Raw genomic sequence first — 25,284 nt, 5'->3', positions numbered from 1 at the left:
GCCGTTCGGCGAGCGGCCGGGGTGTCAGCCGGCCTGGGCCTGCTTGAGCAGGTCGTCGATCAGCTGGATCTCGCCCTGCTGGGCGGCGATCATGCTGTCCGCGATCCAGTCGACCTTCTCGTTGCCGGAGAGCCGCTCGGCCTCCTGGGCCATGTGGATGCCGCCCAGGTGGTGCGCCCGCATCAGGGTGAGGAACCGGGTGTCCAGGTCCTTGCCGGTGGCCTTGCGCAGCTCGGCGAGCTGCTCGGGGGTGGCCATGCCGGGCATCAGGCCGTTGACGACCGCGCCGGCCGAGTCCGGCATCCAGGCCATCGGCTCCTCGCTGCCGGTCGGACTGAGATCCCAGTCACGCAGCCAGGCCTGCATGTAGCCGATCTGGGCCTGCTGCGTGGTGGCGACGTCCGCGGCCAGGGTGACCACGCCGGGCGTGTCCGAGGCGGCGTGCGCCACCATCGCCATCTCGACGGCCTGGGCGTGGTGGCTGGACATGTCCCGGAGGAAGCCGGCCTCCACGGAGTCGTCGCCGGGTGTCCGCAGCCGCGGGACGACCAGGCCGATCGCCGCGCCGAGCACGATGCCGGCGAGCAGCAGCGCGACCGCGGCGTACCCGAAGCGGTGTTGCCGCGCAGCGGCCTCCCCGGACGCCGAGCCGGCGTCCGGGGAGGTGACGTCCGAGGTCATCAGCTCGGGGAGTCCATGCTGGCGCCGTTGCTGGTGCCGCCGGTGACCGGACCGGTGTTGGTGTTGCCGCTGGAGCAGGCCGCGCCCGGCTCCATCGACGCCTTGACCCGGGCGGCCTTGATGAAGTCGTCGATCCGCTTGTCGTTCACGTCGTCGGTCTTGAGCTGGTAGCCCCAGACCTGGACGGAGACGTTCTTGTCGAGACCGGCGTACGGGGACATGAACATGTAGTCCTTGCCCTCGACCTTCTTCTTCAGCGCGTCGACCTGGTCGGCGGCGAGGCCCTGCTTGTACGCCACCCAGACGGCGCCGTGCTCCAGGCTGTGCACCGCGTACTCGTTGGCGATCGGCTCGGAGTACACGTCACCCATGCAGTTCTGCCAGGTCTGGTTGTGCGCGCCACCGACCGGCGGGCTGGTCACGTAGGTGAGCGCGCCGTTCTTGTGGGTGCGGTCGTCGATCTGCGCGTTCTTCTGCGCGCGGTAGTTGACGATCCCCTGGATGTCGGCGACCTTCTCGGTCCAGTCGCGGGAGCCCTGCACGGAGGCGTAGACGCCGTACCCGATGATGCCGGCGGCGATCAGGACGACCAGACCGGCCACGGCGATGGGGCCCCAGTTGCGTCCACCGCTCACCTTGACCGGAGTGACCGGCTTGCGGCCTTTGCCGCCCTTGCCGGTCGGCCGGTTACCGGCCGGCCGGTTGCCCGCGGGCTTGCCCGCCGGCGGCTTGCCCTGGCCGGTGGTCTTGCCGACCTTCACGGTGGACGGGACCCGTTCGGGCCCCGGCGTGCTCATACTCATCGCGCCTCGTCGATTCGTCAGGAAGGGGGAATGGCGGGGCTCGGGTGGCCGCCGAACGCTGAAGTCTACCCCCGATAGCATGGCCGGGTGACTCCCGCCAACCTTGCTGACACCGTTCTATCAGCTGCTCGTGCCGTATTCGAGACACGTGGCCTCGACGTGGCCGCGCTGCCGGCGACCACGGCGGTGGAGCGACCCCGCAACCCCGAGCACGGCGACTACGCCTCGACGCTAGCCCTGCAACTGAGCAAGAAGGTGGGCGTGGCGCCGCGCGAGCTGGCCACCGCCCTCGCTCAGGAGCTGGGCCGCCGGGACGGGATCACGTCGGTGGAGATCGCCGGGCCGGGCTTTCTCAACATCCGGCTCGACGCCGCGGTCACCGGGGCCATCGCCCGCGCGGTGGTGACCGCCGGCGCCGCGTACGGCCGCAACAGCCAGCTCGCCGGGCAGCGGATCAACCTGGAGTTCGTCTCGGCGAACCCGACCGGCCCGATCCATCTGGGGCACACCCGGTGGGCCGCGGTCGGCGACTCGCTGCGCCGGGTGCTGGCCGCCGCCGGCGCCGAGGTGGCCAGCGAGTACTACATCAACGACGCCGGCGCGCAGGTCGACCGGTTCGCCCGGTCGCTGTTCGCCGCCGCGAACGGGGAGCCGACCCCGGAGGACGGGTACGCCGGCGACTACATCGGCGAGATCGCCCAGCAGATCGTCGCCGCCGAGCCCGGCCTGGTCGGGCAGCCGGCGCAGACCGCGCTGCCGGTCTTCTCGGCTCGCGGCTACGAGCTGATGCTGGCCGAGATCCGGGGCAGCCTGGAGCGCTTCGGCGTGCACTTCGACGTGTGGTTCTCGGAGAAGGCGCTGCACGACGGCGGGGCGGTCGAGCACGCCATCGAGACGCTGCGCAAGCAGGGCCACATCTTCGAGCAGGACGGCGCGGTCTGGCTGCGCACCACCGACTTCGGTGACGACAAGGACCGGGTGCTGATCCGGTCGAACGGGGAGAAGACGTACTTCGCGGCCGACGCGGCGTACTACATCAACAAGCGGGAGCGCGGCTTCGACCGGTGCGTCTACCTGCTCGGCGCGGACCACCACGGCTACATCGGCCGGCTCAAGGCGATCGCGGCGTGTGCCGGCGACGACCCGAAGTCGCACATCGAGATCCTGATCGGCCAGCTGGTGAACCTGGTCCGGGGCGGGCAGCCGGTGCGGCTGTCCAAGCGGGCGGGCAACATCATCACGCTGGACGAGCTGGTCGACGCGGTCGGCGCGGACGCCGCGCGGTACTCGCTGGCCCGCTCCTCGACCGACTCGGCGCTGACCCTGGACATCGAGGAGATCACCCGGCACTCCAGTGACAACCCGGTCTTCTACGTGCAGTACGCGCACGCCCGGATCGCGTCGCTGCTGCGCAACGCGGCCGAGAAGGGGATCACCCGGGCCGACGACTACGACCCCGCGCTGCTCGCCCATGAGCGGGAGAAGAACCTGCTCAAGACGCTCGGCGAGTTCCCGGCCGTGGTGGCCACCGCGGCCGAGCTGCGCGAGCCGCACCGGATCGCGGTCTACCTGGAGGAGCGGGTGGCCACCGACTACCACCGGTTCTACGACGCCTGCCAGGTGCTGCCGAAGGGCGCCGGCGAGCCCGCGACCGACCTGACCCACGCCCGGCTGTGGCTCGCCGAGGCCACCCGTACGGTGATCGCCAACGGTTTGGACATGCTCGGCGTGTCCGCGCCGGAGAGGATGTAGACATGCGCGCACACGAGGCCGGGGCGCTGCACGGCGACCTCGGCAACCGCGGGCCGGCCTGGTTGCGTACCCCGGAGGACGTCAACGCCCTCATGCCGCAGCTCTGGCCGCGGACCGTGCGTCGCACCGGTGACGGCACCCTGCAGGTCGGCGGCGTCAGCGTCGCCGACCTGGCGGCCGAGTTCGGCACCCCGGCGTACTTCCTCGACGAGGAGGACCTGCGGTCGCGCTGCCGGGACTTCGCGGCCGCGTTCGCCGGGGCCCACGTGTACTACGCGGGCAAGTCGTTCCTGTGCAAGGCGGTCGTCCGGGTGGTCGAGGAGGAGGGCCTCTTCCTCGACGTGTGCTCCGGCGGCGAGCTGGCGGTGGCGCTGGCGGCCGGGTTCCCGGCGGAGCGGATCGGCTTCCACGGCAACAACAAGTCGCGCTCCGAGCTGCGCCGCGCCCTGGAGGCCGGGGTGGGCCGGATCATCGTCGACTCGTTCCACGAGATCGCCCGGCTCACCGAGCTGGCCCGCGAGCTGGGCACGCGGCCCGGGGTGCTGGTCCGGGTGACGGTCGGCGTCGAGGCGCACACCCACGAGTTCATCGCCACCGCGCACGAGGACCAGAAGTTCGGCTTCTCGCTGTCCGGCGGCGCGGCGTTCACCGCCTGCGCGCAGATCCTCGACGAGGACGTGCTCGACCTGCGCGGGCTGCACTCGCACATCGGCTCGCAGATCTTCGACACCAGCGGGTTCGAGGTGGCCGCCCGGCGGATCCTGCAGCTGCAGGCGCAGGTCCGGGACGCGCGCGGGGTGGAGCTGCCGGAGCTGGACCTGGGCGGCGGGTTCGGTATCGCGTACACCACCCAGGACGACCCGGCCGTGCCCGCGGACCTGGCGAAGCGGATCAACAAGATCGTCGAGTCGGAGTGCGAGCTGGCCTCGCTGCGGGTGCCGCAGCTGTCCATCGAGCCGGGCCGGGCGATCGTCGGCCCGGCCGTCTTCACCCTCTACGAGGTCGGCACGGTCAAGGACGTCGACGGGATCCGGACGTACGTGAGCGTCGACGGCGGGATGAGCGACAACATCCGGACCGCCCTCTACGACGCGTCGTACTCCGCCACACTGGCGAACCGGCGCTCGGAGGCGGAGCCGATGCTCGCCCGCGTTGTGGGAAAACATTGTGAGTCCGGGGACATCGTCGTGAAGGATGAATTCCTGCCCGCCGACGTGCAGCCCGGAGATCTTGTCGCCGTGCCGGGCACCGGCGCGTATTGCCGGAGCATGGCCAGCAACTACAACCACGTTCCTCGGCCGCCCGTGGTGGCGGTGCGCGACGGCGCGGCCCGCGTCGTCGTGCGGCGCGAGACCGAGGACGACCTGCTTGCATTGGATGTTGGATGAGCCCAGCAGCTGCGCTGTCTGTGAAACCGTCGGTCCGCCTCGCCCTGCTGGGCTGCGGCACCGTCGGCGCCGAAGTGGTCCGGTTGCTCCACGAGCAGGCCGACGACCTGACCGCCCGGATCGGCGCCCCGCTGGAGCTGGCCGGCATCGCGGTGCGCCGGCTCGGCCGCGAGCGCGGCGACCTGCCGGTCGATCCGGCCCTGTTCACCTCGGACGCGCTGAGCCTGATCAAGCGGGACGACGTGGACGTGGTGATCGAGGTGGTCGGCGGGATCGAGCCGGCCCGGGGCTGGCTGGTCGAGGCGCTGCGGGCCGGCAAGAGCGTGGTCACCGCGAACAAGGCGCTGCTGGCCGAGGACGGCGGCGCCCTGCACGACGCGGCGGCCGAGGGCGGGGCGGACCTGTACTACGAGGCCGCGGTGGCCGGCGCGATCCCGCTGCTGCGCCCGCTGCGCGAGTCGCTGCACGGCGACCGGGTCACCGCGGTGACCGGCATCGTGAACGGCACCACCAACTTCATCCTGTCCTCGATGGCGGCCACCGGCGCCGGCTTCAACGAGGCTCTGGAGGAGGCCACCGAGCTGGGGTACGCCGAGGCCGACCCGACCGCCGACGTGGAGGGGTTCGACGCCGCGGCGAAGGCCGCCATCCTCGCCTCGCTGGCGTTCCACACCCGGGTCACCGCCGCGGACGTGTTCCGCGAGGGGATGACCGGGGTGACCGCCGGGGACATGGCCAGCGCCCGGGAGATGGGCTGCACGATCAAGCTGCTGTGCATCGCGCAGCGCGGCTCCGGCCCGGACGGCTCGGAGACCGTCTCGGTCCGCGTCCACCCGGCGATGATCCCGCTGACCCACCCGCTGGCCGGCGTCGGCGACGCGTTCAACGCGGTGTTCGTCGAGGCCGAGGCGGCCGGCCCGCTGATGTTCTACGGCCGGGGCGCCGGCGGCCGCCCGACCGCCAGCGCGGTGCTCGGCGACATCGTCGCGGCGGCCCGCAACAAGCTCACCGGGACCCGGGCGCCGAGCGAGAGCAACTACGCCCAGCTGCGGGTCCGCCCGATCGGTGAGTCGATGACCCGGTACCACATCAGTCTGGACGTGGCCGAGCGCCCGGGCGTGCTGGCCACCGTGGCCGGCGTCTTCGCCCAGCACGAGGTCTCCATCGCCACGGTGCGGCAGTCCGGCCGGGCGGACGACGCCAAGCTGGTCATCGTCACCCACAGCGCCCCGGACGCCGCGCTGGCGGCCACCGTCGAGTCGCTGGCCCGGCTGGACATCGTCCGCTCGATCGCCAGCGTGCTGCGGGTCGAGGGGGGAGCCGGGTAGTGCTGGACCACGTCGGATTCCAATGCGCCGACCTGGGCGCCAGCGCCGCCTTCTACGACGCGGTGCTGGCCCCGCTGGGTGTCCGCCGGGTGATGGATTTCCAGGTCGCCATGGGGTACGGCGCCGACCGCCCGGACTTCTGGATCGGTGAGCTGAACGAGGGCGACGGCTTCCGCGAGTCGCACATCGCGTTCGCGGCGTCCGACCGGGCCGCGGTCGACGCGTTCTTCCGGGCCGCGGTGGACGCCGGGGCCGAGGTGCTGCACGAGCCCCGCCTGCACCCGGAGTATCACGAGCACTATTACGGCGCGTTCGTGCGCGATCCGGACGGCAACAACGTCGAGGCCGTCTGCCATCGTCCTGGATAATGGGCATCCAGTCCCAAAAATCGGATGCCTGGGGCACGCTGTGCGCGGTTGCCCGGCTTGAGTGAGGAGTGACGGCCATGTGGCGGGGTTTGATCGAGGCGTACCGGGACCGGCTTCCGGTGACCGAGGCCACCCCGGTGGTCACGTTGCACGAGGGCAACACGCCGCTGGTGCCGGCCCCGGTGCTGTCCCAGCGGGTCGGGGCGGACGTCTACCTCAAGGTGGAGGGCGCCAACCCGACCGGCTCGTTCAAGGACCGGGGCATGACCATGGCCGTCTCCAAGGCGGTCGAGGAGGGCGCGAAGGCGATCATCTGCGCGTCCACCGGCAACACCTCGGCGTCCGCCGCGGCCTACGCCGCCCGGGCCGGGATCACCTGCGCGGTGCTCGTGCCGCAGGGCAAGATCGCGCTGGGCAAGCTGGCCCAGGCCCTGGTGCACGGGGCCCGGCTGCTGCAGGTGGACGGTAACTTCGACGACTGCCTCTCGCTGGCCTCGAAGCTGTCCCAGGACTACCCGGTCGCCCTGGTGAACTCGGTGAACATCTTCCGCCTGCACGGGCAGAAGACCGCCTCGTTCGAGATCGTCGAGGCCCTCGGCGACGCCCCGGACATCCACTGCCTGCCGGTCGGCAACGCCGGCAACATCTCCGCGTACTGGATGGGGTACCAGGAGGATCACGCGGCCGGCAACAGCACCCGGCTGCCGAAGATGTACGGCTTCCAGGCCGCCGGCGCCGCCCCGATCGTCGACGGCAAGGTGGTCGAGCAGCCGTCCACCATCGCCACCGCGATCCGGATCGGCAACCCGGCGAGCTGGACCAAGGCGCTGGACGCGCGGGACTCCTCGGGCGGGCTGATCTCGGCGGTCACCGACCGGGACATCCTGAACGCGTACCGCCTGCTGGCCCGGGAGGTCGGCGTCTTCGTCGAGCTGGGCAGCGCGGCCAGCGTGGCCGGTCTGCTGCAGCAGGCGGCGGCCGGCCGGATCCCGGCCGGCTCGACGGTGGTCTGCACGGTCACCGGGCACGGCCTGAAGGACCCGGAGTGGGCCATCTCCACCGCGCCGTCGCCGACCGTGGTCGCCAACGACGCCCTGATCGCGGCGAAGGCGCTAGACCTGGCCTGACGCCTCGTCCACGATCGTGGCGGCCTCGCGCAGCAGGATGGCCGTCGCCTGAGACACCACCGTGAGCTCCTCGGCTGAGAGTCGGCTGAGGAGCTCACGCTGTTTCGCCACGCCCGCGGTGATGATGCCCTCGATGAGCTCCGTGCCCGCTTTCGTGAGGCCGATCCGGCGGACCCGCCGGTCGTGCAGATCCTCCGTGCGCGTGACGAGCTCCTGCACCACCAACCGGTCGATCATGCCGCTCAGCGTGGCGGCGCCGACGCCCACCATCCGGGCCAGCTCGCCGCCGGCCAGGGTCCCGTGACGGGCCAGCAGCAGCAGGATCTTCAGCTGCGACATCGTCAGGTGCGAGGAGAAGAGCGGATCCGACCGGTCGTCGGCGAACAGGTGCTGCAACCGGATCTGTGCGCCCATGATCTCTGCGATGAGCTGTTCCTTCTCGCTCAGCGCCTGCTCCTTCGTGCCGTACTGATGGCCGTGCCCGATCCATCTGATGACGGACGCTACCAGCGGGGCCCCATCGAAAACCATTTGTTCGCGTAAGGCAAACTATCAGTGTCGGACGAAATTATCTCGGGGGAGCGCCCATGTCAGCTCTGACACGGCTCAGCCTTGCCAACCGAGGTCTGGTCGCCTTGATCGCCATCGTGATCAGCGGCTTCGGCCTCTTTGCGATCCCGTCGTTGAAACAGCAGTTGTTCCCATCGATCGAGCTGCCCGCCGCGTTCGTCAGCGCGGTGCTGCCCGGCGCCTCGCCGGAGACGGTCGAGGAGCAGGTCACCAAGCCGATCGAGGACGCCGTCAAGGGCGTCGACGGCATCGACACGGTCACCTCGACCTCGCGCGAGAACGTGGCGAGCGTGGTGGTCATGTTCGAGTACGGCACCGACATCGAGGCCGCGGTCAACCAGGTCACCACCTCGGTCAACCGGATCCAGTCGCAGCTGCCGGACGACGTCGACCCGCAGGTCTTCGCCGGCGGCACCGACGACATCCCGGCGATCGTGCTGGCCGCCTCCGGCGGGACGGACGAGAGCGACCTGCTCAACAAGCTGAACCAGACCGTGGTCCCGGAGCTGAACGGCATCACCGGAGTCCGCGACACCCAGGTCACCGGCGCCCGCGACCGGCAGGTCGTGATCACGCCGGACCTGGCCAAGCTCGGCGCGGCCGGGATCAGCCCCGCCTCGCTGACCACCCTGCTGCAGGCCAACGGCGTCGCCATCCCGGCCGGCGCGGTCACCGACGGGACCAGGGCGCTGACCGTGCAGGTGGGCACCCCGATCACCACGGTCGAGCAGCTGCGCGACGTCTACCTGACCGGCTCGCGCGGGCCGGTGCGCCTCGGTGACGTCGCCAAGGTGGAGAGCCGGCTGCCGGCCGCGGAGGCGTACACCCGCACCGACGGCGTGGACAGCCTCGGCATCATGGTCACCGCCCGGCCGGACGGCAACCCGGTCGAGATCTCGCACCAGGTCCGCGACATGCTCGCCGACCTGGAGAAGGACTCCGGCGCCCAGCTCACCGTGATCACCGACCAGGCGCCGTACGTGGAGCGCTCGATCAAGAGCCTGACCACCGAGGGCCTGCTCGGCCTGGCCATGGCCGTCGTGGTCATCCTGGTCTTCCTGCTCAGCGTCCGCTCGACGCTGGTCACCGCGGTCTCCATCCCGCTGTCCGTGCTGATCGCGCTGATCGCCCTCTGGATCGGCGACTACACGCTGAACCTGCTCACCCTGGGCGCGCTGACGATCGCGGTGGGCCGGGTGGTGGACGACTCGATCGTGGTGCTGGAGAACATCAAACGGCACCTGGAGTACGGCGAGGAGAAGGTGCACGCGATCCTCGCCGCGGTCCGCGAGGTGTCCGGCGCGGTCACCGCCTCCACGCTCACCACGGTCGCCGTCTTCGCCCCGATCGCGCTGGTCGGCGGCCTGGTCGGGCAGATCTTCTCGTCGTTTGCGATCACCGTGACGGTGGCCCTGCTGGCGTCGCTGTTCGTGGCGCTGACCGTGGTGCCGGTGCTGGCGTACTGGTTCCTCAAGCCGCCGGCCGCCGACGCCGACACCGTGGCGATCCGCAAGGCCGCCGAGGAGAAGGAGCTGCGCAGCCCGCTGCAGCGCGGATACCTGCCGGTCATCCGGTTCGCCACCACCCGCCGCTGGACCACCGTGCTGATCGGCATCGTGGTGCTGATCGGCACGTTCGCCCTCTCCACCCGCCTGGAGACGAACTTCCTGGACGAGTCCGGCCAGGACAGCATCACCGTCACCCAGGAGCTGCCGGTCGGCACCAGCCTGGCGGCCACCGACGCCGCGGCCAAGAAGGTCGAGGCGATCATCGCCGGTCGCGACGACGTGACGACCTACCAGGTGACCGTCGGCGGCAACGCGTCGAACCCGTTCGCCGGGGGCGGCGGCGCCGGCACCGCGACCTTCAACGTGGCGCTGGACGGCGACGCCGACGCCGAGCGGGTGTCCGACCAGCTGCGCGACGAGTTCGGCAAGCTGACCGACGCCGGTGAGATCAAGATCGGTCAGGAGAGCTCCGGACTCGGTGGCAGCCAGCTCTCCGTCGAGGTGACCGCGGCCGACCCCGAGGTGCTGACCGCCGCGACCGATCAGGTCCGGGCCGCGATGGCCGGGATCGGCGGGGTCGCCGACGTGGACACCACGCTGGCCGCCAACGTGCCGCGACTGGACGTGGTGGTGAACCGCAAGGCCGCCGCCGCGGCCGGGCTCACCGAGGCGCAGATCGGGCAGACCGTGGCCGGCCTGTTCCGTTCCGCGCCGGCCGGGCAGATCACCGTCGACGGGGCCGGGCAGGACGTGGTCATCTCGTTCGGCGCCGCGCCGGCCGACCCGGCCGCGCTGCGCAACGTGCCGCTGACCACCGCCCGGGGCCCCGTGCCGCTGAGCCGGGTCGCCGAGGTCAAGCAGGTCAGCGGCCCGGAGCAGGTGACCCGGGTGGACGGCAACCGCACCGCCACGGTCACCGGCACGGTGACCGGGTCCAACCTCACCAAGGTGAACCAGGACCTGACGAAGAAGCTGGACGCGCTGGCGTTGCCGGCCGGCGCCTCGTACTCGATCGGCGGCGTCAGCGCCGACCAGCAGGAGGCGTTCCAGCAGCTCGGCCTGGCCGTGCTGGCGGCCATCGCGATCGTCTTCGTCATCATGGTGGCGACGTTCCGCAGCATCGTGCAGCCGATCATCCTGCTGGTGTCCATCCCGTTCGCGGCGACCGGCGCGATCGGCCTGCTGCTGGCCACCTCCACCCCGCTCGGCGTGCCGGCCCTGATCGGTGTGCTGATGCTGGTCGGCATCGTGGTCACCAACGCGATCGTGCTGATGGACCTGATCAACCACTACCGGGCGGCCGGCATGGGCGTGCAGGAGGCGGTGATCGAGGGCGGCCGGCACCGGCTGCGGCCGATCCTGATGACCGCCATCGCGACCATCTTCGCGCTCATCCCGATGGCGCTGGGCCTGACCGGCGAGGGGGGCTTCATCTCCCAGCCGTTGGCCATCGTGGTGATCGGCGGTCTGGTCAGCTCCACGCTGCTGACCCTGGTGCTGGTGCCCGCGCTCTACACCATGGTCGAGAACCGGAAGGAGAGGCGGCGCGCCAAGCGCGAGGCCAAGCGGATCCGCAAGGGCGGCGCTCCGGCCGCCCGGCAGCCGGCCGACGCCGAATCGGGCGCCACGCCCGACGGCGCGCAGCCGGCCGCCAGCGGCGCGCTGCGCGGCTACACCGACCAGTTCGAGGTGTTCAAGATGCCGAACCGGCCGGCTGAGCCGGAGAAGTAGGCGCCGACCCGCGAGCAACACCGAACCCGATGCCCGGCCCTCCCGGCCGGGCATCGGCGTTTCTCCCGGTACGGCTACATTCCGGTACGTGCCACCAACGCTCTCGGTCCTTACCCGTAATCGTGACTTCCGCCGCCTGTTCGCCGCTGAGCTCGTGGTCTTCGGGGCGGACTGGTTCGTCATGGTGCCGTTGCTGGTGCTGCTGCCCGAGCTCACCGGGCACGGCTTCTGGGGTGGCCTGGTGCTGGCCGTGGACACCGGGATCAACGCGCTGCTGCTGCCGTACACCGGAACCGTCGCCGACCGCCTGGACCGGCGGCGGATCCTGATCGCGGCGAACCTGGCGTCACTGGTCGCGGTGCTGCTGCTGTTCGCGGTCCGCTCGGCGGCCACCGCGCCGCTGGCCCTGGTGGCGATCGGGGCGATGGCCGTGGCGAAGGCGTTCTACCAGCCGGCCAGCACGGCCGCGCTGCCGAACGTGGTGGACCCGGCCGACCTGCCCGCCGCGAACGCGATCGCCGGCTCGGCGTGGGGCACCATGACCGTCCTCGGGGCGTCGCTCGGCGGGGTGGTGAGCAGCGTGTTCGGGCCGTACGTCAGTTTCTCGGTGACCGCCGCCTGCCTCGCGCTGGCCAGCCTGCTCACCGCCCTGGTGCGCCGCCCGTTGCAGGCCGGCCGGGCCGCCGGTGCTGAGCGGGCGCGACCCGGGCACGCCCTGCTGGAGGCGCTGCGCCACATCGCCGCCCGGCCCCGGCTCCGGGCGCTGGTCACGGTCAAGTCGGCGGTCGGGCTGGGCAACGGGGTGCTGACCGTGTTCCCGCTGATCGCGGCCACGCACGGGGTCGGCGAGCTGGGCGCGGGCCTGCTGTTCGCGGTGCGCGGGGCGGGCGCCCTGGTCGGCCCGTTCGTCATGCGGCCGGTGCTGGCCCGCCCGTCCTGGCTGTTCACCGGCCTGGCCCTGTCGATGAGCCTGTACGGCCTCGGCTACCTGGGCGTCGCCTTCACCCCGTGGTTCCCGCTGGTGCTGCTGCTGGTCTTCGTCGCGCACTTCGCCGGCGGCAGCAACTGGGTGCTCTCCAACTTCGCCCTGCAGGCCGAGGTGCCGGACCGGCTGCGCGGGCGGGTCTTCGCCACCGACATGATGCTGGCCACGCTGGCCATCGCGATCAGCCAGCTCGGCGCCAGCGCGGTCGTCGACCACGTGGACCAGCGCACCGTGCTGGCCGTCTGCGGCCTGATCACGGTGGTCTACGCGGTCGGCTGGCGGCTGGCCACCCGGCGGCTGGCCGGCGCCGCGCCACAGCGGGGATGAGATTCCCGGGGCGCGGCGGTCACCCTGAGATGATCAAGCCCTAGCATGTGGCGATGGGCCTGACCTTCGTCACCGATCCGGTATCCGTCAGCACCCCGGCGACCAGCGCGAACCTGGGCCCGGGCTTCGACGCGCTGGGCCTCGCGCTGACCCTGTACGACGACCTGACCGCCCGGGTGACCGCCACCGGCTGCACCGTCGAGATCAGCGGCCAGGGCGCCGGTGAGCTGCCCACCGACGCCGAGCACCTGGTGGTGCGGGCCATGCTGGCCACCTTCGACGAGCTCGGTGAGCGCCCGCCCGGCCTGGCCGTGCGCTGCGTCAACCGGATCCCGCAGGCGCGCGGCCTGGGCAGCTCCTCGGCCGCCATCGTCGGCGGCGTGCAGCTGGCGCGCGGCCTGGTCGAGGGCGGCCGGGAGCTGATCGACGACGCGGCCGCGCTGCGCATCGCGGCGGATATCGAGGGGCATCCGGACAACGTCGCACCGTGCCTGCTCGGCGGGTTCACCGTGGCGTGGACCGAGGGCTCCGGCGCGCGGGCGGTACGGCTGGCGCCGGCCGAGGGGGTGCGCCCGACGGTTTTCATCCCGGCCGAGCGCGGGTATACGGCGACCGCGCGCGCCGCGCTGCCGTCCGAGGTCCCGCACGCCGACGCCGCGTTCAACGCCGGCCGGGCCGCGCTGCTCAGCCATGCGCTGACCAGCGATCCGGCCCTGCTGTTCGCGGCCACCGAGGACCGGCTGCACCAGGGTTACCGGGCCGCCGGGATGCCGGGCACGGCGTCGCTGGTGGCGGCCCTGCGGTCGGTGGGCGTGGCCGCCGTGGTGAGCGGCGCGGGGCCGACCGTGTTGGCATTGACCGAGGTCCCGGGCGATTTCCACCCGGGCGCGCACTGGCACAGCGAAGTGCTGGGCGTGGACGGCGCCGGTGCGGTTGTGAAAGGGGGTATGGTGGAACACGCCGAGCGGGGTCCTGTTGCCGCAGGTCGCAAGAGTTGATTACGCTCTAGACCTAGCACAGCCGCGAAGCAAGCGATCTCTGCGGTTCGGCGCACCCCCGAGATTTCTGGGCCACTCCTGGTCCGTCTCAATTCTCATCAAGGCATACGCCGGGCAGCAGTCCATAGGTCGCTGCACTCGCCGAGACCTACCCGTCAAGGTATGACGGGCAGGGAAACCGTCGAGCTGCCGTGCTGCACGAATCTCCCGCGCCGCTGCTGCGAAGCGGGTTCCGAGGCCACCCGGCCCAGGCTGCAGTTCCGGGCGGACTCGGGTTTTTCCGACGGAAGGAATCCATTGAGCGACACCACCGACGTGACGTCGGGTGTTTCTGACGTCGCTGACGGCGCCGGCACCACCGCGACCGCCACGAAGCGCCGCCGCGGCGGCACCGGGCTGTCCGCGATGCTGCTGCCCGAGTTGCAGAGCCTCGCCGCCTCCCTCGGCATCTCCGGCACCGCCCGGATGCGCAAGGGTGAGCTGATCACCGCGATCACCGAGCGGCAGAGCGGCGGCGCGGCCGCCACCGAGCCGGCCCCGCGGCCGCGGGCCGCGGCTGTCGCCCCGGCGCAGCCGGCCCCGGCGCAGGCCGCTCCGGCTCCGGCCGAGACGCCGCAAACCGCAGCCGCCCCGGCCGAGACCACCCCGGCCGCGCAGCCGGCCGCCGAGGCCGCTCCGGCCGCGGAGCGCCCATCCCGGCGCAGCCGCGAGCGGGCCACCCGCGAGTCGGCTCCCCGTGAGCCGGCCGCCCGCGAGGCCGCGCCGGTCGAGGCCGCGCCCGCCGCCGGGACCGAGACCGCGCCCGCCGACAGCACCGAGCGTGCCGAGCGGGGCGACCGTCCCGAGCGGGGCGAGCGCACCCGCGACCGGCAGCGCAACCGTGACGGCGAGCGTGCCGAGCGCGGTGAGCGTGCCGAGCGCGGTGAGCGTGCCGAGCGCGGTGAGCGTGCCGAGCGCGGTGAGCGTGCCGAGCGCGGTGAGCGTGCCGAGCGCGGTGAGCGTGCCGAGCGCGGTGAGCGTGCCGAGCGCGGTGAGCGTGCCGAGCGCGGTGAGCGTGCCGAGCGCGGTGAGCGTGCCGAGCGCGGCGACCGGGACCGCGGCGACCGGGGCCCCCGGGCCGACCAGGGACACGACGACGAGGACAACGACGGCGAGGGCGGCCGCCGGAGCCGGCGCAGCCGCTTCCGGGACCGCCGCCGCGGCCGGGACCGCGACGGCGACCAGCGTGAGGACAGCCGCCGCGAGGGCCGGGAGCCGCACGTCGCCGAGGACGAGGTGCTCGTCCCGGTGGCCGGCATCCTCGACGTGCTGGACAACTACGCGTTCGTCCGGACCACCGGGTACCTCTCCGGCCCGAACGACGTCTACGTCTCGATGTCGCAGGTCAAGAAGTACGGCCTGCGCCGCGGTGACGCGGTCACCGGCGCGGTGCGCTCCGCCCCGCGTGACGGCGAGCAGCGCCGGGACAAGTACAACCCGCTGGTCCGCCTGGACACCATCAACGGGATGGAGCCCGACGAGGCGCGCCGGCGGCCCGAGTTCTACAAGCTCACCCCGCTCTACCCGCAGGAGCGCCTGCGGCTGGAGACCGAGCCGCACATCCTCACCACCCGGGTCATCGACCTGGTCATGCCGATCGGCAAGGGCCAGCGCGCGCTGATCGTCTCCCCGCCGAAGGCCGGTAAGACGATGGTGCTGCAGGCCCTGGCGAACGCCATCACCCGGAACAACCCGGAGTGCCACCTGATGGTGGTGCTGGTGGACGAGCGGCCGGAAGAGGTCACCGACATGCAGCGGTCGGTGAAGGGCGAGGTCATCGCGGCCACGTTCGACCGTCCGCCGCAGGACCACACCACGGTCGCCGAGCTCGCCATCGAGCGGGCCAAGCGGCTGGTCGAGCTGGGCCACGACGTGGTCGTGCTGCTCGACTCGGTGACCCGGCTCGGCCGGTCGTACAACCTGGCGGCGCCGGCCTCCGGCCGGATCATGTCGGGTGGTATCGATTCGACCGCGCTCTACCCGCCCAAGCGGTTCCTCGGCGCGGCGCGCAACATCGAGAACGGTGGCTCGCTCACCATCCTCGCGACCGCGCTGGTCGAGACCGGGTCGATGATGGACACGGTGATCTTCGAGGAGTTCAAGGGCACGGGTAACGCCGAGCTCAAGCTGGACCGGAAGATCGCCGACAAGCGCACCTTCCCGGCCGTGGACGTCTCCGCCTCCGGTACCCGTAAGGAAGAGATCCTGATGGGCAAGGAGGAGCTGGCGATCATCCACAAGCTCCGCAAGGTGCTCAGCTCGCTGGAGTCCGGCGCGGCTCTGGACCTCCTGCTGGACCGGCTCAAGCAGACCCGGACCAACATCGAGTTCCTGATGCAGATCGCCAAGTCCACGCCAGGCGAGTAAACGCACGAATGCCACGAGGCCCACCCGATCGGGTGGGCCTCGTGGCATTTGTCGCACAGGTTGTCTGATTCGCCCCGTACCCGGCCGTGCGAACCTCCGGTATCCCATCGCTCGACAATCCGGAGGCGTCGATGATCGTGCCCGGCTACCGGGACCATCCCACCGAGCCGTGGGACCGCGACGCGCCCGTCGACCCGGGGGAGGCGGAGGACTTCCTGCGCCGGTGCTACACCGAGAACCCCCGGCTGGGCCCGGTCGAGCCGCGGCTGGCCATCGTTCGCGCGCAGATCGCCGCCACCGGCACCTACGTGCACACCCCGGACGAGCTGACCCACGGCGCGCGGATGGCCTGGCGCAACGCGAGCCGGTGCATCGGCCGGCTGTACTGGCGCAGCCTGCTAGTGCTGGACCGGCGCCGGGCGCGGACCGCCGACGAGATCTACGCGCTGCTGGTGCGGCATCTGCGGACCGCCGGGGACGGCCAGATCCGCCCGGTGATCAGCGTCTTCGCGCCGGCTGAGCCGGGCCGCCCGTACGCCCGGGTGTGGAACGAGCAGCTGATCCGGTACGCCGGTTACCGCACCGAGGACGGCCGGTCGGTCGGCGACCCCAGGCTGCGGGAGTTCACCGCCGCGGTGCGGGCCTTCGGCTGGCAGGGCAAGGGTGAGGCGTTCGACGTGCTGCCCCTGGTGATCGAGACCCCGGCCGACGGTATCCGGCTCTACGAGCTGCCCGAACGGGCCATCCGCGAGGTGCCGCTGAGCCACCCCGAGTACGCCTGGTTCGCCGAGCTGGGGTTGCGCTGGCACGCCGTGCCGGCGATCGCCAACATGCGCCTCACCATCGGCGGGGTGCACTACCCGCTGGCCCCGTTCAACGGCTGGTACCTGGGCACCGAGATCGGCGCGCGGAACCTGGCCGACACCGACCGGTACGACATGCTGCCGGTGCTCGCCGCCCGGATGGACCTGGACACCAGCCGGGAGTCCACGTTGTGGCGCGACCGGGCGCTGGTCGAGCTGAACCGGGCGGTGCTGCACAGCTTCGAGCAGGCCGGGGTGCGGATGAGCGACCACCACACCGAGTCCCGGCGGTTCCTCAAGCACCTCGGCAACGAGGAGAGGGCCGGCCGCCCGGTGCCGGCCGACTGGACCTGGATCGTGCCGCCGATGTCCGGCGGGATCACCCCGGTCTTCCACCGCTACTACGACGAGCTGGACCTGCGGCCGGCGTTCTACCTGGACGACGAGGCGGCCACACTGGCCCGGGAGGGCGCCCGCCGCTGCGCCGGACACCCGGGCCGCTAGGCGAACTCGTTGACCGGGAAGTCGTCGCGGTGCCGCCAGGCGGCGTCGGTGCGGACGTGCCCGGCGCGCACCCACTTCAGCACCTTGAGCGGGAACTCGGCGGCCGGGACCCGGCCGGCGGCGCGCACCACGAACCCCTCGGAGGTCTGCGCGCTGCGCTGTGCCGGCCAGGCGGCGCGGGCCTCGGAGAGACTGCCGCCACGATAGAGGACCGGCACCGTCGGCAACTCCAGCCGGCGCGCCCAGTCCACGGTGTCGTCCCAGCCCAGCAGGGTGTCGGTCTCGTCCCAGATGCCGAACACCAGGAAGACGCCGGGCAGGTCGGTGTAGGCGACGCTGCGGCGGGCCCACATGGACTCGCCGCAGACCCGCCACTCGTCAGGGATCTTGTACGCCGTCATCGCCCACAGCGCCTTGGCCGGCCGGTCCCACGGATGGGTGCCGGAGTCGGGGGAGCGGGCGTACATCGCGTCCCGGGTGAAGGTGAGGTTTCCGCCGTCCATCTTCTCGGTCACCACGAGCTCGCCGTCCAGCCACGACAGATCCGGCTGGATCCGGTCGTCGGCGCAGGCGCCCGGGGAGTCGGGCAGATGGAACGTACGCGGATACTTCCTCACCCTAGAAGTCCCCCTCCGCCACCTGGAACACGGTCAGACCGAGCGCACGCCACATACGTACCACCTGCTGGCGGTCGTCGAACACGCCCACGACCCGCCACCGGTCGCGGATCTCCCGGTCGAAGATCTCCCGCTTGACGGTCGCGTCCTTGCGGCTGTCCCCGGCCGGGCGCATGAACAGCGCCTCGTACGGCACCTCGACGAACAGCTCCAGCCACGCCTCGGTCTCCGGCCGGCACACCTCGTCGCGCCCCGAGCAGAACACCACGGCGTGCCCGGCCGCGTGCATCGCCCGGACCGCCGCGATAACCGCCGGGTTCGGCGCGTCCTCGCCGACCCGCGACCAGTCGTACGGGCTGCGCCCGCGCATCAGCGCCACGGTCCCGTCGATGTCGACCAGCACCGCCTCCGGCAGCGCCGGGTCGGCCCGGTAGACCACGCCGGGCCCGCCCGGGTCGACGAACGGCACCGGCAGCGGCAGGTTCCGCCCGGCCAGGTACCGCTCGTGCATCCGGCGGATGGCGTCCTCGCCGACCCGGTCGTCCTCCGGCCGGTCGGCGTCCCGCCGCAGGCACTCCGCCAGCGGGACGTCGGTGAAGTCGTGCACCTCGAACGACGCGCCGAAGCGGGCCGCCAGCTCGGCCCACTCCCGGACGGCCTTGGCGCGCAGATTCGTGTCGTCGACGATCACGTTCGCCCGGGCGCGCAGCAGCGCCTCGACCGCGGCCCGCTGCGCGTGCGTGACCTGCGCCTCGGCCCACTGCGTGAACAGCCGCTGCCCGTGCAGCATCCGCCGCAGGTCGTCGCGGTTGACCCGGACCACGCCCGGCTGCAGCTTGCGGGCGAACGTGGTCTTCCCGGACGCGGGCAGACCCCGCGTGATCAACAGTCGTGTCATTCCTCGGCTCCTCCACCGGCCCGGTCCCCCGACGGCCGGACCCGCTGCCACAGGCCAGGACGGTAATCATGACCGTCCAGACGCTGGAACAACTCCCCCCGGTACGGGCTGCGCACCGCGGCCAGCGCGAACTCCTTGCGCCCCCAGCCGTCCGGCAGGCCGGCGACGATCCCGGCGTAGGCGGCCTCCACCGCCGCGGCGCGCGCCCGCACCTGGGCGGTCAGGTCGGCGGCGACGCCCCGGGCCCAGGCGTGGAACTCGTCCGGCAGCGGTTCGAGCAGGGCGTCCAGGTCACCGCCGTGGGCCAGCAGCTCCCACACGGTGCGCGGGGTGAGTCCGGTCACCAGCCGGTGCAGCCGTACGTAGTCCGCGTACTTGATCTTCACCCGCTCGTCGGTCTCGGTGAAGTGCACGACCAGCCCCTCCCGCCCGTCGCGCGGCGGGGCGGCCAGCGCCTCGGCCAGCGTCGCGTACCCGAACGTCTCGACCACCGGACCCGGCCAGTCCGGCGCCGCCTCCGGGCCGTACGAGCGGCCGGTGGCGATGTCCACCGCGCCGAGCAGCACGAGATCGTCGAGACCCTGGTAGTCCACCACGATCCGGTTGCCCGGGTAGATGATCTCGACCAGGACGGTCCGGCCCTCGGGCGGGACGAACGAGGCGTACCGCGTACGCAGGATCGCCGTCGCGTGCCGTGCCTGGTCGGACGCGAACGATCCGCGCGTGGCGACGGCGTAGCCGGAGCCGTCGTGGTAGACGATCCCGAGGCTGCCGTCCGCCTTGTCGGTCACCCGGACCGGCGCGGCCGCGTCGAGCGCGGGCGCCTGGCTCTCCTGGTGATTGAAGAACTTCGGGTAGGGCCGCGCGACGATCCGCCCGTCCGCGTCCACGATCAGGCCCCGGCAGGTCAGCGTGACCGGGCTCCACGCGCCGGCGTACTGGCAGGCCTCGGTGTAGTTGTAGATCGTGAACGGCCGGCTGGGGTGACGCTGCGCCCGGACAAGTCCGGTTTCGACCGCCTCGGTCACCTTGACCGGATCGAGAACGTCGTGCAGCAGCGTCATGGGGGGTGCCTTTCGTGCGCGGGAATTCCCGGAGGGGCGCTCACGTTATCCCCGGCGAAACCAGTTGCACCTCCTGATTTCCGGCCGGTACGGGGGGCATGGCACACTGGTACATCGGCCAGTAGGGGTTCCGGTTCACGTCTTCCGACCCGGAGACGACCCGGCGGCCCGTCCATCGAAAGGGACCGAGAAGAACATGAAGAGCGGCATCCACCCGGAGTACACGACCACCGAGGTCATCTGCTCCTGCGGCAGCACCTTCACCACCCGCAGCACCGCCAAGAGCGGCGAGATCCGCGTCGAGACCTGCAGCGCCTGCCACCCGTTCTACACCGGCAAGCAGCGCGTCCTCGACACCGCGGGCCGGGTCGCGAAGTTCCAGGCGAAGTACGCCAAGGTGAACGCCGCGAAGAAGAAGTAACTGCTTCAACGGCGCCCGTCCCGGGAAACCGGGGCGGGCGCCGTTCGCATGTGCGTGGATCCACCGCCTGGTTCGTGGGAGAGTTCGATGAGCAACGACCGTCTGAGCACGCTTCTCGCCGAGTACGCGGACCTGGAGAAGCGCATGGAGGACCCGTCCATCCACGCCGACCAGGCGCTGGTCCGCCGGGTCGGCCGGCGCTTCGCCGAGCTGGCGCCGATCTACGCCGCGCACGCCGAGCTGGAGGCCGCGCGCGCCGACCTGGCCGCCGCCAGGGAGCTGGCCGCCGAGGACCCCGGGTTCGCCGGCGAGGTCGAGGTGGTCGCCGCCACCCTCCCGGCGCTGGAGGAGAAGCTCGGCGAGATGCTCATCCCGCGCGACCCGAGCGACGCCAAAGACGTGATCATCGAGATCAAGGCCGGGGAGGGCGGCCAGGAGTCCGCGCTGTTCGCCGGTGACCTGCTGCGCATGTACACCCGGTACGCGGAGCGCCGCGGCTGGGTGGTGGAGGTGATCGACTCGCAGGAGTCGGACCTCGGTGGCGTCAAGGACATCTCGATCGCGGTGAAGACCAAGGGCGTGCCGGAGGGCGGCCACGGTGTCTGGTCCCGGATGAAGTGGGAGGGCGGCGTGCACCGGGTGCAGCGGGTCCCGGTCACCGAGTCGCAGGGCCGGATCCACACCTCGGCGGCCGGCGTGCTGGTACTGCCCGAGGCGGAGGAGGTCGACGTGCAGATCGAGCCGGGCGACCTGCGGATCGACGTGTACCGCTCGTCCGGGCCGGGCGGCCAGTCGGTCAACACCACCGACTCCGCGGTGCGGATCACCCACATTCCCACCGGCACCGTGGTGAGCTGCCAGAACGAGAAGAGCCAGCTGCAGAACAAGGAGTCGGCGATGCGGATCCTGCGCTCCCGGCTGCTGGCGGCGGCCCAGGAGGCGGCGGACGCGGCGGCGTCCGACTCGCGCAAGGCCCAGGTGCGTACGGTGGACCGCTCGGAGCGGGTGCGCACGTACAACTTCCCGCAGAACCGGATCACCGACCACCGGATCGGCTACACCGCGTACAACCTGGACCTGGTCCTCGGCGGCGAGCTGGACGGGGTGCTCGACGCGCTGGCCGAGGCGGACCGGGCGGCCCGGCTGGCCGGGGACACCGAGCTCAGCCGATCGCGGTGACCACGGTGCGGCCGGGGCGCTGACAGACCAGGAACCGGCCGGTGCTGTCGCAGTCCAGCCCCTCGGTCGACTCCACCGTTCCGGCGTCGGTGACCCGGCCGGTGTCCAGGTCCAACCGGCTGATCACGGTCCGTGCCGGATCGGTACGGGAGGCCCGCAGCAGCACCCGCGATCCGGCCGAGTCGTCGGAGGGCATCGGCCAGCCGGTACCACCGTCCCCGATCATCCGGCCGGTGGCCGCGTCGACCAGCACCTCGCGGGGCGGGTCCGCGTCGCTGTAGGCGAGCAACCGGCCCGGTGCGACCGGGTCGACGCCGGCCTTGCCGGGCAGCAGCCACCGGGACGCGCCGGTGGCCGGGTCGAGCCCCGCCACCTCGGCGCCGCGGGCCAGGCACAGCACCGGGCGGCAGTCGGTGACCAGCGTGGCGCGGACCGTGCGGATGCTCCACAGCCGGGTCGCCGGATCGTCCAGCCGGTACGCCGTGATCGTCGCGCCCAGCCGGTCGGTCGAGGTCACGACGAGCTGCTCGCCGGCGATGGTGGCGACGGTGTCCTGCCCGGTGCCGTGCCCCGGCGCCGGGCGGTGCGCGACCGGTGCGCCGTCGGCGTAGCGGTGGACGGTGATCTCGCCGGTGCCGCCGACGGTGACGATCCGGGCGGGCCGGTCCCCGGCGTACTGGATGAGGACCTCGCGCACGTGCGCCAGCGCCCGGTCCCAGAGGATGTCGCCGGTGTGCGCGTCGACCAGCCGCATCGCCCGCAGCTCGCCGCGCGCGTCCCGGTCGGCCAGCAGCGCCGACTCCCGGGTGGACGCCTGGATCTCGCCGGACATCCGCCAGCGCTGCGCGCCCGTGGCCGCGTCCAGCACGGCCAGTTCGCCGGGGTAGGTGAACCAGCCCTGCGGTTCCTCCCCGGCGGGGAACTCGACCACGCGCGGTGAGCCGGGAAGCCGCACCATGCCGTCCGCCACGCGGATCGGCGCGGGGTCGCCGTCGCCGAATCCGTCGGGGAGGGGCCGGGCCCACCGGACCGCCCCGGTGGCCAGCTCGAACGCGGTCAGCACGGGCTGGCCGCCGGTGCGGCGGGTGAGGTAGAGGGTGTCCGCGGTGAGCGCGGTCCCGCCGCCCCGAGCGGCGTCGGTGGACCACAGTTCGCGCACCGGCGGCTCCGGCGCGGGCGCCGCGGCGCCCAGGGTGACGGCGCAGAGCAGCGCGACACCGGCGGCGACGCGCCGGGACCGCCGGGCCGGCGCGGGCGGCCGGGAGTCCGCCGGTGGCGCGCTCACGTCACCCAGATCGATGACGGTCATGCCGCGACGGTACCCGGGGGATGGACCCGCGCGGTCAACTCAGGTCGGTTTCCGGCTCCCCGCGGCGGCCGCCAGGGCGGCGCTGAGCCCGCGGCCGTTGGCGCCCACCTCGCTCCAGCCGCAGGCCAGCCCGATCGGGGTGCCAGGGACCAGGATCTGCCAGTTCTCCGCCGCCGCGGCGGCGCTGATCCGGCGGGACACCTCGGCCGCGTGGTGCGGGCCGGCGCCCGGCAGGATCAGCACGAACTCGTCACCGGCGAAGCGGGCCACGAAGTCGCCGCGGCGCATCACCCGGGCCAGCACCCCGGCGATCCGTTGCAGCACCAGGTCGCCGCAGTGCCGGCCGTGCCGCATGTTGACCGTGGTGAAGCCGACGATGTCGCACACCCCGACCGCGGCGCGCCCGCCGCGGGCCAGCAGGGCGTCCACATAGTGCTCCAGCGCCCGGCGGTTGGGCAGGCCGGTGAGCGGGTCGGTCAGCGTCTCGTCGCCGTAGCGGTGCGGGTCCCGCTGGGTCTCCTGGGCGTCCAGGCGGGCCGCCACCCCGTCCAGGTAGCCGTCGCGCAGCTGGTCGATGCGCTGGGCGGCGAGGCGGAACGCGTACCGGTCGGCGGTGTGCGCGGCGGCGTGGTCGCCGGCGCGGGCGTGACAGATGCTGCGCAGCCGGGCCGGCTCCGGGGCGCCGAGCACCTCGGCCGAGACCGGGACCGCCTCCAGCATGCTCAGCGCCCGCTCCGGCTTGCCGGCCGCGATGGTCAGGCAGACCGCGCCCAGATGCCGCAGGTCACGGGTGCGCACGCTGTCGCCGCCGCCGGTCAGCCACCGGGTCGCGTCGGCCTCGGTGGGCTCGCCCAGCGCGGCGCGGCGGGCCAGCGCGTAGCCGTAGACGGCGCGGCTGCCCGGGCGCAGCTGGTCGGTGGCGAGGTAGCGGTACAGCTCGGCGTCGATGTCCCGGAGCACCCGCAGGCAGCCGTCGGTGTCGCCCCAGTGGTCGAGGGAGACCGCGTTGCGCAGCCGGATGCCCGGGGCGGCGAACACCTCCGGGGCCAGCCCGGCGCTCGCGCCCACCTCGCGGGCCTGCTCGATGGCGGTCAGCGCCTGACCGTGGAAGCCGAGGTAGGAGTACGCCATGGCCAGGTCGTGCCAGCCCCAGGCGGTCTCGGCATCCCGGTCCGGCACCGCGGCCAGCGCCCGGGAGGCCTGCACCAGGTGGGTCACCCCGCGGTCCAGGTGGCTCTGCAGGTGGGCGCCGAGCGCGGCGAAGGCGTGCATCTGCCCGCGCAGGTACGGATCGGGCACCTCGCGGACCGCCTCGGCGGCGGCGGCCATCGCGGCGGCCAGCTCCGCGACCCGGCCCAGGTTGATCAGCGCGCCGAAGCGCTGGACCAGCGCGTACGCCAGGGTCATCCGGTCGGTGGCGGTGGCCAGGACGGCGTCCAGGATCGGCAGGGCCTGTGCGGAGCAGCCGTTCTGCTGCAGTCGCCCGGCCCGGCGCAGATCCTCGACGTGCTCCGCGAGCTGGTCCAACCAACCCACCAGGCGCCTCCCACGGCTTCGGCGCGGCGCTGGGCGACCCGGCCGATCCACAGCGTGCGCGACGTCTCATGATTATGCCGTGATGCCGCCTGCCGAACACCCCCGAGACCGCCCGGATCGGACCCGCCTGGCGCCCGAGCTGGCATCGGCGGCCGCCGAACTCGCGGCGTCCGGTGTGTCCTCGCCGCGCGTCGACGCCGAGCTGCTCGCCGCGCACGTCCTGGACGTGCCACGAGGCCGTCTCCTGCTGATCGACACCGTCCGCGCCGGCGAGCTGGAGCGGTTCCGGGAACTCGTCGCGCGCCGCGCCGCCCGGGTGCCGTTGCAGCACCTGGTCGGCACAGCCGCGTTCCGCCATCTGGAACTCGCGGTCGGCGACGGCGTCTTCGTGCCCCGCCCGGAGACCGAGCTGCTGGCCGGCTGGGGCATCGAGCGGACCGCCCCGGGCGCGACCGTGGTGGACCTCTGCAGCGGCAGCGGGGCGATCGCGCTGTCGGTCGCCGACGAGTCGCCGGCCGCCCGGGTGATCGCGGTGGAGCGCTCGCCGGCCGCGCTGCCCTGGCTGCGACGTAACGCCGCGCGGTTCCCTGCGGTCGAGGTCGTCGACGCCGATGTGACCGATCCGGATCTGCTGTCCGAACTGCACGGCCGGGTGGACGTGCTGCTGTGTAACCCGCCGTACGTCCCGGACGGCACGCCCGTCCCGCCGGAGGTGTCCGATCACGATCCGGCCGAGGCGGTCTTCGGCGGCGCCGACGGGCTCTCCGTGATCCGGCCGGTGATCGCGCTCGCCGCCGCTCTGCTCAGGCCGGGCGGATCGGTCGGCATCGAGCACGACGACGTGCACGGCGCGGCGGTGCCCGCGCTGCTGCGCGCCGACGGCCGGTTCACCGAGGTGGCCGCCCATGACGATCTCACCGGCCGGCCGCGCTTCGCGACCGCCCGCCGCCGGTAGGGCCGCGCCGGGGCCGCATGGCAGAC

The 25,284-nt window shown here is 72.5% G+C and carries 21 protein-coding genes; 13 read left to right on the top strand and 8 right to left on the bottom strand.

The features are described 5' to 3' along the window. Positions 1-24: 24 nt before the first annotated feature. Together ACTEI_RS32200 and ACTEI_RS32195 are read right to left on the bottom strand one after the other, a co-directional pair. Positions 25-681, bottom strand: coding sequence for a DUF305 domain-containing protein (locus ACTEI_RS32200; protein ID WP_122981086.1), 657 nt, complete (start codon positions 679-681; stop codon positions 25-27). Next, positions 681-1,484, bottom strand: a complete 804-nt coding sequence (locus tag ACTEI_RS32195; protein WP_122981085.1) for a thioredoxin-like domain-containing protein — start codon at positions 1,482-1,484, stop codon at positions 681-683. Before ACTEI_RS32195 ends, ACTEI_RS32200 begins: the two co-directional genes overlap by 1 nt. A gap of 87 nt (positions 1,485-1,571) precedes the next feature. Here ACTEI_RS32195 and argS point away from each other — a divergent pair, with 87 nt between their 5' ends. From argS to thrC, 5 genes are all read left to right on the top strand, one after another. Continuing rightward, positions 1,572-3,236 carry an arginine--tRNA ligase gene (gene argS, locus ACTEI_RS32190; protein ID WP_122981084.1) on the top strand — a complete coding sequence of 555 codons (1,665 nt, stop codon included), beginning with the start codon at positions 1,572-1,574 and terminating at the stop codon, positions 3,234-3,236. Positions 3,237-3,238: 2 nt separating this feature from the next. After that, the gene (gene lysA, locus ACTEI_RS32185; RefSeq protein WP_122981083.1) at positions 3,239-4,624 is read left to right on the top strand and encodes a diaminopimelate decarboxylase; all 1,386 of its coding nucleotides are present in this window, start codon (positions 3,239-3,241) and stop codon (positions 4,622-4,624) included. Beyond that, on the top strand, positions 4,621-5,952 hold the full coding sequence (locus ACTEI_RS32180; protein ID WP_170206145.1) for a homoserine dehydrogenase: 1,332 nt from the start codon (positions 4,621-4,623) through the stop codon (positions 5,950-5,952). The genes lysA and ACTEI_RS32180 overlap by 4 nt, the downstream gene beginning before the upstream one ends. Continuing rightward, entirely contained in the window at positions 5,952-6,320 is a 369-nt protein-coding gene (locus ACTEI_RS32175) for a VOC family protein (RefSeq protein WP_122981081.1), read from the top strand. The genes ACTEI_RS32180 and ACTEI_RS32175 overlap by 1 nt, the downstream gene beginning before the upstream one ends. A 77-nt stretch (positions 6,321-6,397) precedes the next feature. Next, positions 6,398-7,447 carry a threonine synthase gene (thrC, locus tag ACTEI_RS32170; protein ID WP_122981080.1) on the top strand — a complete coding sequence of 350 codons (1,050 nt, stop codon included), beginning with the start codon at positions 6,398-6,400 and terminating at the stop codon, positions 7,445-7,447. Here thrC and ACTEI_RS32165 read toward each other — a convergent pair. Continuing rightward, complete coding sequence (locus tag ACTEI_RS32165) at positions 7,433-7,978, bottom strand: MarR family winged helix-turn-helix transcriptional regulator (protein ID WP_122981079.1); 546 nt, start codon at positions 7,976-7,978, stop codon at positions 7,433-7,435. The two genes, thrC and ACTEI_RS32165, sit on opposite strands and share 15 nt — an antisense overlap. Positions 7,979-8,034: 56 nt before the next feature. On the opposite strand from ACTEI_RS32165, the gene ACTEI_RS32160 reads away from it, so the two are divergent. The 5 genes from ACTEI_RS32160 to ACTEI_RS32140 all read left to right on the top strand — a co-directional run bounded on the left by ACTEI_RS32160 (position 8,035) and on the right by ACTEI_RS32140 (position 17,279). Then, positions 8,035-11,256, top strand: coding sequence for an efflux RND transporter permease subunit (locus ACTEI_RS32160; RefSeq protein WP_122981078.1), 3,222 nt, complete (start codon positions 8,035-8,037; stop codon positions 11,254-11,256). Between the two features lie 88 nt (positions 11,257-11,344). After that, positions 11,345-12,568: an MFS transporter gene (locus tag ACTEI_RS32155; RefSeq protein WP_122981077.1), complete on the top strand. Its 1,224-nt coding sequence runs from the start codon at positions 11,345-11,347 to the stop codon at positions 12,566-12,568. A 53-nt stretch (positions 12,569-12,621) separates the two neighbouring features. After that, positions 12,622-13,566 (top strand): homoserine kinase, encoded by a 945-nt coding sequence (gene thrB, locus ACTEI_RS32150; RefSeq protein WP_122981076.1) that lies wholly within the window; start codon positions 12,622-12,624, stop codon positions 13,564-13,566. A 297-nt stretch (positions 13,567-13,863) separates the two neighbouring features. Then, positions 13,864-15,972 (top strand): transcription termination factor Rho, encoded by a 2,109-nt coding sequence (rho, locus tag ACTEI_RS32145; protein ID WP_122981075.1) that lies wholly within the window; start codon positions 13,864-13,866, stop codon positions 15,970-15,972. Between the two features lie 131 nt (positions 15,973-16,103). After that, complete coding sequence (locus ACTEI_RS32140; RefSeq protein ID WP_122981074.1) at positions 16,104-17,279, top strand: nitric oxide synthase oxygenase; 1,176 nt, start codon at positions 16,104-16,106, stop codon at positions 17,277-17,279. On the opposite strand, the gene ACTEI_RS32135 is transcribed toward ACTEI_RS32140, so the two are convergent. Genes ACTEI_RS32135 through ACTEI_RS32125 form a run of 3 tightly spaced genes read right to left on the bottom strand, consistent with a single transcriptional unit; the run spans position 17,276 to position 19,858 of the window. Further along, entirely contained in the window at positions 17,276-17,896 is a 621-nt protein-coding gene (locus tag ACTEI_RS32135) for an RNA ligase family protein (RefSeq protein ID WP_122981073.1), read from the bottom strand. The genes ACTEI_RS32140 and ACTEI_RS32135 overlap by 4 nt on opposite strands. 1 nt (position 17,897) lies before the next feature. Beyond that, positions 17,898-18,794 carry a phosphatase domain-containing protein gene (locus tag ACTEI_RS32130; RefSeq protein ID WP_122981072.1) on the bottom strand — a complete coding sequence of 299 codons (897 nt, stop codon included), beginning with the start codon at positions 18,792-18,794 and terminating at the stop codon, positions 17,898-17,900. Beyond that, complete coding sequence (locus ACTEI_RS32125; RefSeq protein WP_122981071.1) at positions 18,791-19,858, bottom strand: RNA ligase; 1,068 nt, start codon at positions 19,856-19,858, stop codon at positions 18,791-18,793. The genes ACTEI_RS32130 and ACTEI_RS32125 overlap by 4 nt, the downstream gene beginning before the upstream one ends. Positions 19,859-20,054: 196 nt before the next feature. On the opposite strand from ACTEI_RS32125, the gene rpmE reads away from it, so the two are divergent. Next, positions 20,055-20,279 carry a 50S ribosomal protein L31 gene (gene rpmE, locus ACTEI_RS32120; RefSeq protein WP_122981070.1) on the top strand — a complete coding sequence of 75 codons (225 nt, stop codon included), beginning with the start codon at positions 20,055-20,057 and terminating at the stop codon, positions 20,277-20,279. A gap of 87 nt (positions 20,280-20,366) precedes the next feature. Next, the gene (gene prfA / locus ACTEI_RS32115; protein WP_122981069.1) at positions 20,367-21,458 is read left to right on the top strand and encodes a peptide chain release factor 1; all 1,092 of its coding nucleotides are present in this window, start codon (positions 20,367-20,369) and stop codon (positions 21,456-21,458) included. Here prfA and ACTEI_RS32110 read toward each other — a convergent pair. Further along, the gene (locus ACTEI_RS32110; protein WP_122981068.1) at positions 21,442-22,767 is read right to left on the bottom strand and encodes an outer membrane protein assembly factor BamB family protein; all 1,326 of its coding nucleotides are present in this window, start codon (positions 22,765-22,767) and stop codon (positions 21,442-21,444) included. The two genes, prfA and ACTEI_RS32110, sit on opposite strands and share 17 nt — an antisense overlap. A 39-nt stretch (positions 22,768-22,806) precedes the next feature. Beyond that, a complete protein-coding gene (locus tag ACTEI_RS32105) occupies positions 22,807-24,303 on the bottom strand; it encodes a GGDEF domain-containing protein (RefSeq protein ID WP_122981067.1) in 1,497 nt (498 codons plus the stop codon). 82 nt (positions 24,304-24,385) lie between these two features. On the opposite strand from ACTEI_RS32105, the gene prmC reads away from it, so the two are divergent. Next, the gene (prmC, locus tag ACTEI_RS32100; RefSeq protein ID WP_122982539.1) at positions 24,386-25,258 is read left to right on the top strand and encodes a peptide chain release factor N(5)-glutamine methyltransferase; all 873 of its coding nucleotides are present in this window, start codon (positions 24,386-24,388) and stop codon (positions 25,256-25,258) included. Positions 25,259-25,284 lie beyond the last annotated feature (26 nt).

It is taken from the genome of Actinoplanes teichomyceticus ATCC 31121, from assembly GCF_003711105.1.
Lineage (GTDB): Bacteria > Actinomycetota > Actinomycetes > Mycobacteriales > Micromonosporaceae > Actinoplanes > Actinoplanes teichomyceticus.
The sequence above is the reverse complement of the archived record's forward strand: the minus strand, read 5'-3'. Positions and strand labels throughout refer to the sequence as shown.